Origin of the sequence: Parasalinivibrio latis (genome assembly GCF_036825535.1) — a bacterium.
Taxonomy (GTDB): Bacteria; Pseudomonadota; Gammaproteobacteria; order Enterobacterales; family Vibrionaceae; genus Parasalinivibrio; species Parasalinivibrio latis.
Map to the genome: position 1 here is coordinate 1,275,792 of NZ_CP098813.1, position 13,314 is coordinate 1,289,105.

The following is a 13,314-nucleotide window of genomic DNA, read 5'->3' on the forward strand; positions in this document are numbered from 1 at the left end:
ATCCAACTATTTAATCATAGATGAGAATTATGGTTGATATCAGAGAATATATATATAAATAAAGGAAATGAGATATTCCCCATAGCCGTGCTTGACCACAGCCATGGGAATTTTAATGGGATGTCTCAGACCAAATTGGATAGATCGGCAGGGCGGTAGTAGACAGATTTAAGCACTTTTCCCTTCCGGATTAGCTTTCCTTCAAGTTCAGCATCCTCTGCACATTTTACTATCAGGTATTCACCTTTGCGTGTTTGGGTAACAGGCATTCCCTTTGAGGCGTAGAATTTTTCGGTATCCGAATATTCCTGTTCAGTGCGGCAGACCTTGCTCATATTGCTGCTGTGGATTTCGTCCCAGCAGGCAACAAAATCGATATCCCGGTTTGATGCAACATGCAGCAACAAGTCAACAAGATAGGAAACCGGCAAACATGCCTGCGCACTCTTGGCACCCAGGTGGACAGCCCTTCCCATGAGTACATAAACAGTATCAACGATTGCGTCGGCTTCGTCTTCCTTGCTTCGTCCTTCTGCAAGCTCAGTCAACTCCTCAATAGCGAGGGAGGTGTGCAGGCGGTCGGTACTTTCGTCAAGGGAGGACGGGTCCTCAACGGGGAGGTCGAAGGTTTCCCTAAACTCATGGATGTCGCTGTAGAGCTTTTGGTAGAGATTGGGGGTGAGTTGGGTCAGGTTCATCTCTTGTGCAGTCCTCAAGGCGTTAATTTCTGTAACCGGTTTATTGGCTGGTAGCATAAAGGGAAAACGTAATGCGCTCAAACCGGAACAAAAAAAGCCGGGTGTTACCCGGCAAATGGAGTTGCGTTTGTTGCACTTACAGCGTCAGGGTGTGTGTTTGTCTTCTTCCGGCGGCCTGTCATCTTTGAACATCCTCCAGCCGCTGACCATGGTGCTGATGAGGGACTGGCGCGACATGATGTCTTCCCTTACCGCGACATACACATGCATGATGATAAAGCAGATGATTACCCACATACCCAGGTGGTGCCATGTATGTATGTCCTGGCTTTGCCCAAACAAAGGCAGCATCCAACTACTGAACATTTCATACTGCCAGGACCCCATTCCTGTTCCTTCGCCGTACAGTGCGAATCCGGTGAAAATCATAAACACTGTCGCCCATAGAAAAACGAAGTGCATGACCAGCATTGCCAGTGGGTTATGGCCGACATACTTCTTTGGTTCCTTTTCCATAAAGGCGTACCATTTCACTTCATGCCAGACCCCACGCCACCACTCCCTGTCGTTGAGGGGGGGCAGAAACAGCTGGCGCGCATGCTCGTTGCCAACAATCGCCCAGTACATGCGGAACACAAAACCGACTGCGAGAATATAACCGGCTGAGAAATGGGCAAAACGGATGTAGCCCATCCAAAAGGTATCCACCGGCTCTCCCGTAACAGTGGGGAGTGGGCTGCCGATAAAGTACCCGGTAATCGCCAGGACAGTAATTGCCAGGGCATTGGTCCAGTGCCATATCCGCAGCGGTGCTTCATAGACATACACTGCCGGTTGGTTGCTTTGTTTACTGTGACCCGTCATAGGAACCTCCCTAGCGCACTTTGACTTTGGCCAACTCCTGGCCGTCCGGCGACATTATGTGGGTCGAGCAGGCGAGGCAAGGGTCGAAGCTGTGCAGGGTGCGCAGTATTTCAACCGGTTCATCGGCGCGTTCGACCGGGGTATTCAACAGGCTTGCCTCAAAGGCTCCGATGTTTCCGGCAGGATCCCGTGGTGAACCGTTCCATGTAGTAGGGACGACGCACTGGTAGTTCTCGATCCTGCCATCCTTGATTTTGATCCAATGACCCAGACCGCCACGGGGAGCCGCAACGGTTCCTACACCTTTGGCCTCTTTCGGCCAGGTGGAAGGATCCCATTTGTCCATATTGGCTGTGGCTGTATCCCCGGCCTTGATGTTGCCGATGAGCGCATTCCAGTCATCAACCATCATGTCGCCGCAATACTCGGATTCCAGCGCTCGTGCAAGTGTTCGGCCAATGGTGGAATTGAGGGCGGTTTTGGCGTCCAGGTTGGTGCCGGCCAGTTGGTTAAATGCCGCGAGGCTGCGGTTAACCTGCTCAACCACATAATCAACATTCTGGGCGTAGGCGAGGGTGTAGCGGGAAAGTGGCCCCACTTCCACGGCATGGCCACGCCAGCGTGGTGCCTTAATCCAGGAATACTTGGCGGATTCATCCAGTTCTTCAATATTGGTTTTGGTGCCTTTAGTCCGGGCTCCAAGCTCGTAATTGGGTTCGGTGATCCCATCCCATGGGTGCAGGCCTTGGCTTTCATCCGGGTAGCTGTACCAGGAATGGGAAACGAATTCCTGTACCTGCTCAGGATCCCTTGGGTCAATGGGGTGGATTTCATCCCAGTTCCCGTTAAGGATAACGCCGCCCGGCAGCTGGTCAGTGGATTTGTCGTAATTGACCTTTGGATATGCGCCGTAGTCCATGACACTCAGGCCGCCGAGGCCGCCGCCCCAGAGTTGGTTTTTGTAGAAACTGGCAATGGCGATGACATCTGGGATGTAGACATTCTTGTTAAAGGCGACCATTTCATCAATGCGGGCTTTTACAAAGTTCAGGCGCTCCATATTCAGTGGCGCACCGGCTGCAAGATCACCATCCATATTGATGGCGCAGGGGACGCCGCCTACCAGATAGTTCGGGTGCGGGTTTTTACCGCCGAATACCGTGTGAACTTTCACAAACTCTTTCTGCAGATCCAGTGCTTCCAGGTAGTGAGCGACAGCCATGAGGTCGGCTTCCGGTGGCAGTTTGTAAGCGGGGTTATCCCAGTAACCGTTTTTAAACGGTCCCAGTTGGCCGGACTCGACAAAACGGCGGATACGGGTCTGCACATCGCGGAAATAGCCGGGGCTGGATTTGGGGTGTGAAGGTGAAACCGTCTGTTGCAGTGTGGATGTGGCTTTGGGATCCGCTTTCAACGCATTGATAGGGTTGACCCAGTCCAGTGCATGGAGATGGTAGAAGTGGACGACATGGTCGTGGACCTGCAGGGTTTTCGCCATCATTTCCCGGATGAGGTGGGCATTGGGCGGGATTTGAATCCCCAGTGCATCTTCCACAGCCCGGACAGAGGTAAGGGCATGGCAACCGGTGCAGACTCCGCAGATACGTTCAACAAACGCCCAGGCATCCCGGGGATCCCTGCCTTTAAGGATCACTTCCAGTCCGCGCCACATTGTGCCGGTAGACACTGCATTCTGTATAACGTTGTTTTCGTCTACGTTAACCTCGCAGCGCATGTGCCCTTCAATACGGGTGACCGGGTCGACAACGACACGCTTCCCTGAGTTATCCAGCTTAAACCCATTGGGTGTGTTAATGACGGTCATGCGTTATCTCCCCCGTTTTGTGACTGATTCTCCTTGCTCCCGTTGCCGTTCCGGATGCGTTTTACCACGCTGGCTGCCATATGGGCAGCGGTGGCAGCTCCGACAATAGCCGCAGCGGTTCCTCCGACCTTATCGGCATTACTTTCCACACCGAATTGCTTGATGTCAGTAAGGCGGGCATACCAGGAACCTTTATCCCAGAACCCGTCTTCGGAACAGCCGATGCAGCCGTGACCGGCCTGGATTGGGAAGGAAACCCCGTCGTTCCATCGAACGGTTGAGCAGGCATTGTAGGTTGTTGGTCCTTTGCAGCCCATTTTGTAGAGGCAGTAACCCTTGCGGGCACTTTCATCGTCCCAGGTTTCAACAAATTGCCCAGCGTCGAAGTGAGGCCGGCGATAGCACTTGTCATGGATGCGCTGGCTGTAGAACATTTTTGGGCGACCCTGGCGATCCAGTTCCGGGATGCGGTCGAATGTCAGCATATAGGTGATAACAGCGGTCATAACCTCAGCAATCGGTGGGCAGCCCGGCACTTTGATAATGGGTTTGTCTTTAATGACTTTATGAACCGGTGTTGCCTGTGTCGGGTTAGGGGCGGCTGCCTGCACACAGCCGTACGAGGCGCATGAGCCCCACGAGATAATGGCTTTGCAATTCCGGGTTGCCTTGTTCAGTTGGTCAAGGAATGGTTTGCCCCCAATGATGCAGTACATGCCGTCTTCGTTGAGCGGTGGGTTACCCTCCACCGCCACAATGTAATTGCCTTTGTATTTCTCTATCACTTCATCAATGATGGCTTCCGCCTGGTGCCCGGCTGCTGCCATCAGTGTGTCGTCATAGTCCAGAGAGACCATAGACAGCACGACATCCTTTGCCAGTGGATGTGCGGAGCGAATGAAAGACTCTGAGCAACAGGTGCATTCCAGGCCGTGTAACCACAAAATAGGAATTCGGGGTTTGGTTTCCATCGCATGGGCAATTTGAGGTGCGAAAGCCGGGCCAAGTCCCAGCGCCGATGCGGTAAGGCTGCAGTACTTCAGGAAGCTGCGCCGGGTGATCCCCTGGCGTCGCATCACTTCATAGAATGTTTCCGTCATTCTCTTTTCCTTACTTTCCAGTGTATTCGCAGTCGGCATCATGATGAGCCTGCTGTTGTTCTCCTTAAAAGCGCAAGAGGCGTGCCAAATCATGTAAATGTTGCGAAATACCAAGCGGATAATCTGTGTATACGGATTTTCTAATCTGCCGCGATCTGGCGATGGAAAAGGGATACGGGATCGCCTGCGGAAAAAACAGGCGGCGGATATTTATGTTTCTAGCTGGTTAAATTTTGCCCGTTTGCTCGCGGGGTTTCTGGAAGGGTATTTACCGGTTGGAGGGTGGGAGTGGAAGAGTGGTAACCACTTTTTTGTGATGATGTGAAAAGTATGTAAAAAGGCTCGGCAAGTCTGAATCCAGAGGTTCTGGCGGTGTTTCAGTAGAAATCAGCACCTTGGCATTAAGTTTGCTGATTTACCAATAAATGGATGGAAAAAAACGACAAGTCAGTAACCGGGTTGACGCAGGGAGTGGTAAATGACTGACCAGTTAAACAGCACAGTGCCTAACATCTTGATTCTTGGCATAGGGAACCTGCTGTGGGCAGATGAAGGTTTTGGTGTCCGTGCAGTTGAGCGCCTGCAACAGCGTTTCGAGTTTCCGGATAACGTAAAGCTGATGGACGGAGGGTGCCAGGGAGTGTACTTAATCCAACATGTCCAGGAGGCGGACGTACTGGTCGTGCTGGATGCAGTGGACTTTGGGCTTTCCGGCGGCACCATGACCCTTCATTTTGATAAAGATGTACCCAGTTACCTGGGGGCGAAGAAAGTGAGCCTCCACCAAACTGGGTTTCAGGAAGTGCTGGCATTGGCTGAAATGCTGGGGCATGCACCGCAACATATCATGCTGGCCGGGGTTCAGCCTGTGAATATGGAAGACTACGGCGGCAGCCTGACAGAAGAAGTCAAAGCGAGGCTTGACCCTGCCGGGGATGCGGTGATCGAATACCTTAACCGTTTTGGTGTTTCTGTTGCCCCTCGGGCGGCTTCTGTTTCCTCATTCGATGCCCTTACAGCTGCGGAGCTTGATATCTCGCGCTATGAATCGGAAAGGCCGGATGAAAATACAGCCTGCCGTGTTGGAGATGAAAGGGTATTACTCAACCCGGACGCAAGCTTTGACCCCAAGCAGGTCATAGCTTCCTCTGATGCATTTTCAGTTTCCCTGGACAAAAGGAGGCAGGACTGAATGTGTATCGGTACACCAATGAAGGTAATGGAATGCTCTGAACATGAGGCGAGATGCAGCCATGATGGGATAGTAGAGACTGTCGATTGCCGGTTGGTTGGATACCAGCCTCCTGGCACCTGGCTGATGGTTTTCCTGGGCGCAGCGCGGAGTGTAATCAGCGAAGACGAAGCAGCCCTTATTAACGATGCCCTCTGTGCGGTTGCTGCAGCGATGGATGGGGAAACCCAGCTTACCGGTTACTTTTCCGATCTGGATGGATGTGCACAAAACAACCTACCGCCGCATCTTTCAGCAATGGTTTCAGATCAACAGGGCAAGGAGAGTTGAATATGGCCAATCATCCCCTGATTGAGCGCCTGAACAGGGAATACGAATACCCAATCCTGAATGAGGACAACTACCGGACATTCCTTGAATCCAACCCGGTTGCTGTTTTGTTTTTTACTGAAAATGCTGACCGTTACCCCGAAACACTGGATGTGGCGGTGGTACTGCCAGAGCTGGTTGCTGCCTTCGGGAACCGGTTTTCTGCCGCTGTTGTCAGTAGGGAGCTTGAAGACGTGCTTTCGCCTATCTATCAGGTACGCCAGTGGCCGTCACTGGTGTTTGTGAAATCGGGCAAGGGAGTTGGAACCATTGCCCGGATTCAGGATTGGGCGGTCTACCAGGAAGAGATTAACAGGATCCTGGGTACTGAACCCGATGGGGCAAGCGTGGAAGATGCACTTAACCGGATCCCGGTTTCTCAAGGAGAATAAGGATGAAAAACAACGCGGGCACTACAGGGTTTAACGACGGTGTACAACACATTGATGTAGTGGATATAACTGGCCGCACATTGTCACAGGCGTTGGATTCTGATGGAGACATACGGCTGCTTGATATGCCAAGTGGGGGGATGGAAACCTACAACGCGCCAATTCTTCCCGAACCAGAAGAGCAACCAGAGAGTCCCAGGGTACTTGATCTCCTCGAAAGGGTGAAAACCGCCCTGGTGCAGTGGAATGCTGACAGCCCTAACGGGAAATTTTCTCTCAACGCACTTTCTGATTCAGACATCACATTCCTCAACCAGATACTGGGCGAGGGGGAAGTGAGTATTACCAGGGAAGGGCTTTTACACACCATGGTGCAAGAATCGGTGCTCGCCGGGGTATGGCGTGTGCAGGTCCGAGACACCTCCGACAAAATTTTGACCGACTACCTGGAAACCGGGCCAATTCCTCAGTTTGTCCGAGATTTGCGAAACAGTAACGACGCGGGTAACGCTATTGTAATAGAACAGGAAAGCACCGGGATGGGAAATGTCGCTCCGATTCTGGTGGAAATTGAGCAAAAAAGCCGGGAACCCCAACCTGTGTCAGGTGATCCTTATGTGATTAACCTGACCCTGCTTCCCCTTAGCGATCTGGAGTTACAGCTTATTGGTCACCACCTTGGAACCGGCCCTGTCAATATCCTCTCCCGGGGTTATGGAAACTGCCGTATTGGCAGTACGCGCCTGCGGGACGTGTGGTGGATTAAGTACTTCAATTCGGAAGATAAGTTGATCCTTAACACCATTGAAATTTGTGAAGTCCCGCCGGTCGCCCTGGCAGCACCGGAGGATATTGCTGACAGCGCTGACCGGCTGGAGGAGATATTAAGGATATACCGATGAGGGTATTTGAATCCGGCTATCATGTTGAAAATGATGAAATAAGTGACAGCGATTGTATGGAATGCAAGATTTGCTGGTACTTGTATGACCCGGCCCAAGGTGATGAGTACTGGCAGATTCAGCCTGGTACACCATTCAGTGCGTTGCCGGATGTCTGGTGTTGTCCCGAATGTGATAACCCCAAATCCGGGTTTGTCCTGCTTCGGCAAAAATAGTAAAGCGCGACAGACAGGATGAAACAAAGGAAGGTTTCTCCGTGCAGACTACTCCGTCCAAAGTTGCCTCTAAGAGGGGCAAAGAGACACTGCTCTCCTTAAAACGGGATGTAGAGTCCCGCTTCAGTGAAATAGCCGCAACCCGTATGGCCGGTGTCCCTGTGCTCAATCAGGCAATAGAAGTTGAGTTTTGTTTTGGACAGTCTCTTACCGAGGGGAATGTCGGAATCCTGATTACCCCTTGGTTTATGTCGGTTATCTATTTCCCTTATGAAAATGTGCAGTATGGCAGTACCGGTTCAGTGCAACGGCTGCTTTTACCCTCCGGCCCCTTGGAGTGCCTGTCCGCATACGATGACGTATTGGGAAGTTACTGGACCTGCAGCCTCTTTTCCCCGATGTTTGAATTTTCCTCCCATCAGGAAGCACAAAACGTAGCCGGGGAAATTTCCGCACTTCTCCTTGAAAGTGAATCCAGTGATGAGGTGGATGAAGACGCACTCCGTTTCGCCTTGTTGAGTGAGCAACCTTTGCCGGATATCCATGAAAAAGCACCGGAAGCTGAGCCGGAACCTTTAAGCCGCCGCGAACTGTTCCGGCGTTTCGCTCCCGCAGGCAAGGAAAACACCTGATGCCAGAGTATGCAGGGCATCTGCTTTTTCATGTTTCAAGGGGGAATGACGGGCGCTGTGTACTGTCAACGGTTTCTACCCGTCCGGTTCACACTGCAAACCTGTTTCGCAATAAAACATGCCGTACTGCCCTTTCACTGGTTCCCCGGCTTTATTCCCTGTGCGCACTGGCACAAGGGGTGGCTGCGGTTACCGTAACGGAAACTGCGCTTGGGACCGGCTCTGACAGTGAGGCGCGGCTACAGAGGGAAATTCTGGTAGCCATAGAAACCATACGCGAGCATCTTTGGCGAAAACTGGTACATTGGCGGGAACTGACCGGGCTGGAAGCTGACATTTCACGCTTTTCCGCTCTTAACAGCGCAGCGAATTCATTAATTCAAGGTATTAACCCAGGGTACTGCCTGATGTCTGAACCTGCTGCGGGTGCCGTCATCGGCCTGGAGCGCCTGAAACCGGACTTTCTGACATTTTACGCCCTGGCAGAAGAATCACTCGGTGAGACAAGGTATCTCCTTGCTAAACGTCCTGGGGATCACCATCCTGAATTTACTCACTTGATTGTTAACAAATGGGACAGGCTGGGGGATGGCAATGAAAGCCCCCTTGATGGGCTGTCTTTTTCGGCGTTGTCAGCGAAGCTTGCCAGTGATGATGCGAATGGGTTTATTGCTGCGCCTGAATGGGATGGCCAGCCACGTGAGACGGGTTCCCTCCCTCGAATGTTGAAGGATCCTGCCTTCAAGGCTTGGTGCAGGATCCACGGTACCGGGCTATACGGCCGGTGGCTGGCCCCGCTGCTGGAAACCCGGATGCTTCTGGACTGGTTGTTTTGCACGTTTGATGACAGGGAAATGAACTTGGATTTTCCTTATGGGTTATCTTCTACTGAGCGCCAGCCGGATGGGAGTGCACTGTGTACTGTGGAGTCTGCCCGTGGCTGTTTATTACACAGGCTTGAGTTAAAACGTGACACAGTGGTTAATTACCAGATACTGGCGCCAACCGAGTGGAATTTTCACCCACGGGGATGCCTTGCACAGATGGTCAGGGCGCTGCCTTTTAATGACCCGGAAATTGAACGTAAAGTCCGGGCACTGGTATTGGCCATCGACCCTTGTGTTGCATTTCAGGTGCATGTAACCGGTTGAATTTGTTTTGGCTGTTGTTGTCTTGGTTGTGAGACTATTGATAAGGAAAATATCGGCAAAGAGAATCATCACTGGTAGCATGGTATGACAATATTCATAACTGGTGCAGTGAAGGTTTTATATGCCGGAAAATAAAAATAAAATTTTGGTCCTTTTTGCGCATCCCTCCCAGTCCCGTTCTGAAATCAACCTGCCACTTTTTAAAGCCGCCCAATCATTGGAAGGCGTAACCGCAGTTGATCTGTACGGCGAATATCCTACGTTCCAAATTGATATCGACAGGGAGCAAAAGCGTCTTCAGGAACACGACGTGATCATTTTCCAATTCCCCCTATATTGGTATTCCACTCCTGCCATCCTGAAGGAATGGCAGGATCTGGTTCTTGAATACGGTTTTGCCTATGGGTCAAATGGGACGATGCTCCATGGAAAAACCTTTCTATGTGCCCTGACGGCCGGAGGCGGTGAAAAGGCTTACCGGCATGAAGGTTACAACCACTTTCCAATCCGTGAACTGCTTCGCCCCCTTGAACAGATGGCTACCCTGACCGGGATGGAATACCTGCCTCCCTATGCACTTTTTGGTGCCCGGACTGCTGTTGAAGAATCACGCCACCTCGAACACATCGACAACTGGGTTCGGCTTCTGGAGTCGTTGGTATTAGGGACATTTGATACGAAAACCGCAGCGGAATTGCCAAAACTTAATGAAAAACTGCCAGAGCTGATCGGGGGGGAAATGTCATGACGCTTTATTTCCTGCAGGCATTTATCTATCTCTGTGCCGCGGTAATTGCAGTGCCAATTGCCAAGCGCCTTGGATTGGGGTCTGTGCTTGGTTACCTCATTGCCGGGGTGGTTATTGGGCCGGTTGTTGGTCTGGTTGGTCAAGAAACATCAACCATACAGCATTTTGCCGAGTTTGGTGTGGTAATGATGTTGTTCCTGGTGGGCTTGGAACTCAATCCAAAGATGCTTTGGGATATGAGGAACCGCCTGCTTGGTTTGGGTGGTTTGCAAGTGGGCCTGACTACGGTCGCTGTCACGGCAATTGCGATGGCTTTCGGTCAGCCCTGGAGCTTTGCACTGACTATCGGCCTTATTTTTGCGCTTTCTTCTACCGCCATTGTACTCCAGACCTTTGCAGAGAAAGGGCTGGCAAAAACAGACGGTGGCCGGACGGCATTTTCTGTGTTGTTGTTCCAGGATATTGCCGTTATTCCCATGCTGGCGCTTATCCCATTAATGGCAATGCCGGATTTGGTTGAAAAGGCCCAGGCACTTGCAACAGAAGCAGCAGAACACCATGAGGAGATGAGCCTTGTCGCCGGGTTGCCGGGGTGGGGATATGCCATCGTCATTGTTGTTGCCATCGTCGGCCTGGTTGTCGGCGGGCACTACCTTAGCAGGCCTTTATTCCGTTTTGTGGCGGAATCCGGCCTTCGCGAGATATTCACCGCAACGGCCTTGATGCTGGTGATCGGTATCGCAGCGTTAATGAGCCTGATTGGCCTCTCCCCGGCTCTGGGGACATTCCTCGCAGGTGTGGTACTGGCTAACAGCGAATTCCGGCATGAACTGGAATCCAATATCGAGCCGTTCAAAGGGCTGCTGTTGGGTCTGTTCTTTATTACCGTCGGTGCAGGAATCGACTTTTCAGTGCTGATAGACAACTTCTTTGTTGTTATCGGTATCACTTTGGGGCTGATGCTGCTTAAAGCTGCGGTGTTGTTTATTCTTTCGTTCATTTTCAAGGTTCGGGGAAGTGACCGTTGGCTGTTTGCTCTCTCTTTGGCGCAGGCTGGGGAATTCGGTTTTGTCCTGTTGAGCTTTTCGGTGCAAAACCACGTCTTGCCAGCAGGTTTGTCCCAGGTTCTGTCCCTGGTGGTTGCGCTTTCAATGTTCCTGACACCCGGCCTGTTTATCCTGTTCGACAAAGTGGTGTTACCCCGTTTTGAGCGGGATGAAAATGCAAGACAGCCGGATGAGATAGACGAGAAAGGGACGATCATTATTGCCGGTATTGGCCGTTTCGGTCAGGTGGTAAACCGTCTGCTGGTCTCCAACGGTTTTAATACGGTAGTGCTTGACCATCAGGCCGGGCAGGTTGACCTGATGCGGCAGATTAAAATCAAAAGCTTTTTCGGGGATGCTACTCGTCCTGACCTTTTGCACACCGCCGGGATTGACGAAGCCCAGCTATTGGTCGTAGCGATTGATGATCGCGAGCGGGCGGTTGAGCTGGTGGAATACGTGAAACAGACCCACCCTCGGGTAAAAATACTGGCCCGTGCATTTGACCGGGGCCATCTGTATGCATTGCGTCTTGCCGGAGCGGATATGGTCATCAGTGAAACCTTCCACTCCGCCCTGCGAATGGGTACAGAGGCGCTCAAAGAGATGGGTATGCACCCGTTCAAGGCGGAACAGCAACGCAAAGCATTTATACAAATGGAGCACGCCAGCAAAGAAACCCTTTATCAAACCTGGAAGGAAGCGACGGAGGAAAACCGGTTTAATGCTACATACCGTGAATTGTTCTTGCAGCTGGAAGATGCCATTACTGACGCTATGCAAAAAGACCGGATGGACGGGCATAACACGGAGGAACGTGGATGGACGCCACCACCTAAGGGCTATGCAGAGCAAATAACTGAAAGTGATTAGGCATAAGGGACTTTCCAAGTTCAACAACGCGTGATAATACAAGGGGTACATATCGTACCCCTTGTTGTTAAATGGATTTTTAGATGAACCAGTACCTGACCCATGAATCCGATCTAGTCGCGCATATGCGCCAGTTCCGCCGTGATATCCACGCTCACCCAGAGCTCGCTTTCAAAGAGTTTCGTACTGCCGACAAAGTTGCCGAGGTGCTGGAAACACTCAACCTTGATGCGATCCACCGTGGCCAGGCGGTTACCGGTATCGTCGCGGTGCTTAAAGGGCGCAACCCGGACAGCCGACATATCGGACTGCGCGCAGACATGGATGCCTTACCCCTGTGTGAACTGAATAATTTTGAACATGTTTCCCGCCACGAAGGGAAGATGCATGCCTGTGGCCATGACGGCCATACCAGCATGTTGTTGACAGCAGTTTGCTGGCTCAGCGAAAACCGTGAGGCATTTGAAGGTACCCTGTACTTTATTTTCCAGCCCGCCGAAGAGGGGAAAGGCGGCGCCCGTGTGATGGTGGAAGAGGAAGACTTTTTTGGCCGTTTCCCGATAGAAGCCACCTACGGAATGCACAACTGGCCGGGTTTGCCGCAGGGGCACTTCGGGATACACCATGGCCCGGTGATGGCTGCGATGGACACGTTCAACCTTGAAGTGAAGGGCCGGGGTGGGCACGGTGGCATTCCTAACCTTGCCAATGACCCTATTGTGGCATCAGCGCAGCTGGTTTCCGGTTTCCAGACCATTGTTGCACGTAATGTCAGCCCACTTGAACAAGCGGTTGTCAGTGTTACTCAAATCCACGGTGGTGATAGTGATAACATCATCCCGGATTCTGTCAAGATGTCTGGTACTGTACGGACGTTTTCCCGCGAAGTCAGGGAGAAAGTCATCAAACGAATGAAGCAGGTCTGCTCAGGTATTGAGGCTATGTTTGGTGTAGAAGTGGTTCTTGATTACACACCGGGTTTCCCGCCGACTATCAACCACGCAGACAATGCCGAAACCTGTATCCGGGCTGCGAAACGCATTGCCGGGGAAGCAGCGGTAACCGTCGACCTCCCACCCAGTATGGGCGCGGAAGACTTTGCATATTTCATTCTCGAACACCCCGGTGCCTACGTCTGGATTGGGAACGGGGAACAAAGCCCGTCACTTCACAACCCACACTATGATTTCAATGATGACAACCTGGTGACCGGCGCTAACTATTGGATTGAGTTGGCGATGCATGGGTAAAGTTAATAGCTAGATTGTTACTAAGAGCTGGGTCAGTTTTTGGACCCTTATTTTATA

General features: G+C 51.8%; 14 protein-coding genes. 10 read left to right on the plus strand and 4 right to left on the minus strand.

What is annotated here, in order from left to right; all coding sequences use genetic code 11:
- Positions 1-125 precede the first annotated feature (125 nt).
- From NF212_RS22845 to NF212_RS22860, 4 genes are all read right to left on the minus strand, one after another.
- Positions 126-698 (minus strand): nucleoside triphosphate pyrophosphohydrolase family protein, encoded by a 573-nt coding sequence (locus NF212_RS22845; protein WP_434361228.1) that lies wholly within the window; start codon positions 696-698, stop codon positions 126-128.
- Positions 699-842: 144 nt separating this feature from the next.
- Complete coding sequence (cybH, locus tag NF212_RS22850) at positions 843-1,562, minus strand: Ni/Fe-hydrogenase, b-type cytochrome subunit (RefSeq protein ID WP_434361229.1); 720 nt, start codon at positions 1,560-1,562, stop codon at positions 843-845.
- A gap of 10 nt (positions 1,563-1,572) precedes the next feature.
- Complete coding sequence (locus tag NF212_RS22855; RefSeq protein ID WP_434361230.1) at positions 1,573-3,387, minus strand: nickel-dependent hydrogenase large subunit; 1,815 nt, start codon at positions 3,385-3,387, stop codon at positions 1,573-1,575.
- Entirely contained in the window at positions 3,384-4,487 is a 1,104-nt protein-coding gene (locus NF212_RS22860) for a hydrogenase small subunit (RefSeq protein WP_434361231.1), read from the minus strand. The genes NF212_RS22855 and NF212_RS22860 overlap by 4 nt, the downstream gene beginning before the upstream one ends.
- A gap of 478 nt (positions 4,488-4,965) precedes the next feature.
- On the opposite strand from NF212_RS22860, the gene NF212_RS22865 reads away from it, so the two are divergent.
- From NF212_RS22865 to NF212_RS22910, 10 genes are all read left to right on the plus strand, one after another.
- Complete coding sequence (locus NF212_RS22865) at positions 4,966-5,679, plus strand: HyaD/HybD family hydrogenase maturation endopeptidase (RefSeq protein ID WP_434361232.1); 714 nt, start codon at positions 4,966-4,968, stop codon at positions 5,677-5,679.
- Positions 5,680-6,009: a HypC/HybG/HupF family hydrogenase formation chaperone gene (gene hypC / locus NF212_RS22870; protein ID WP_434361233.1), complete on the plus strand. Its 330-nt coding sequence runs from the start codon at positions 5,680-5,682 to the stop codon at positions 6,007-6,009.
- Positions 6,010-6,011: 2 nt separating this feature from the next.
- Positions 6,012-6,440 (plus strand): hypothetical protein, encoded by a 429-nt coding sequence (locus NF212_RS22875; protein ID WP_434361234.1) that lies wholly within the window; start codon positions 6,012-6,014, stop codon positions 6,438-6,440.
- Positions 6,441-6,442: 2 nt separating this feature from the next.
- The gene (locus NF212_RS22880) at positions 6,443-7,342 is read left to right on the plus strand and encodes a hydrogenase expression/formation protein (protein ID WP_434361235.1); all 900 of its coding nucleotides are present in this window, start codon (positions 6,443-6,445) and stop codon (positions 7,340-7,342) included.
- On the plus strand, positions 7,339-7,557 hold the full coding sequence (locus tag NF212_RS22885) for a rubredoxin (protein WP_434361236.1): 219 nt from the start codon (positions 7,339-7,341) through the stop codon (positions 7,555-7,557). The genes NF212_RS22880 and NF212_RS22885 overlap by 4 nt, the downstream gene beginning before the upstream one ends.
- A gap of 41 nt (positions 7,558-7,598) precedes the next feature.
- Entirely contained in the window at positions 7,599-8,189 is a 591-nt protein-coding gene (gene hybE, locus NF212_RS22890) for a [NiFe]-hydrogenase assembly chaperone HybE (protein WP_434361237.1), read from the plus strand.
- Entirely contained in the window at positions 8,189-9,340 is a 1,152-nt protein-coding gene (locus NF212_RS22895) for a nickel-dependent hydrogenase large subunit (RefSeq protein ID WP_434361238.1), read from the plus strand. Before hybE ends, NF212_RS22895 begins: the two co-directional genes overlap by 1 nt.
- A gap of 121 nt (positions 9,341-9,461) precedes the next feature.
- Positions 9,462-10,088, plus strand: a complete 627-nt coding sequence (locus NF212_RS22900; protein WP_434361239.1) for an NAD(P)H-dependent oxidoreductase — start codon at positions 9,462-9,464, stop codon at positions 10,086-10,088.
- The gene (locus tag NF212_RS22905) at positions 10,085-12,007 is read left to right on the plus strand and encodes a monovalent cation:proton antiporter-2 (CPA2) family protein (protein WP_434361240.1); all 1,923 of its coding nucleotides are present in this window, start codon (positions 10,085-10,087) and stop codon (positions 12,005-12,007) included. Before NF212_RS22900 ends, NF212_RS22905 begins: the two co-directional genes overlap by 4 nt.
- A gap of 83 nt (positions 12,008-12,090) precedes the next feature.
- A complete protein-coding gene (locus NF212_RS22910; protein ID WP_434361241.1) occupies positions 12,091-13,257 on the plus strand; it encodes a M20 aminoacylase family protein in 1,167 nt (388 codons plus the stop codon).
- The last annotated feature ends 57 nt before the right edge of the window (positions 13,258-13,314 follow it).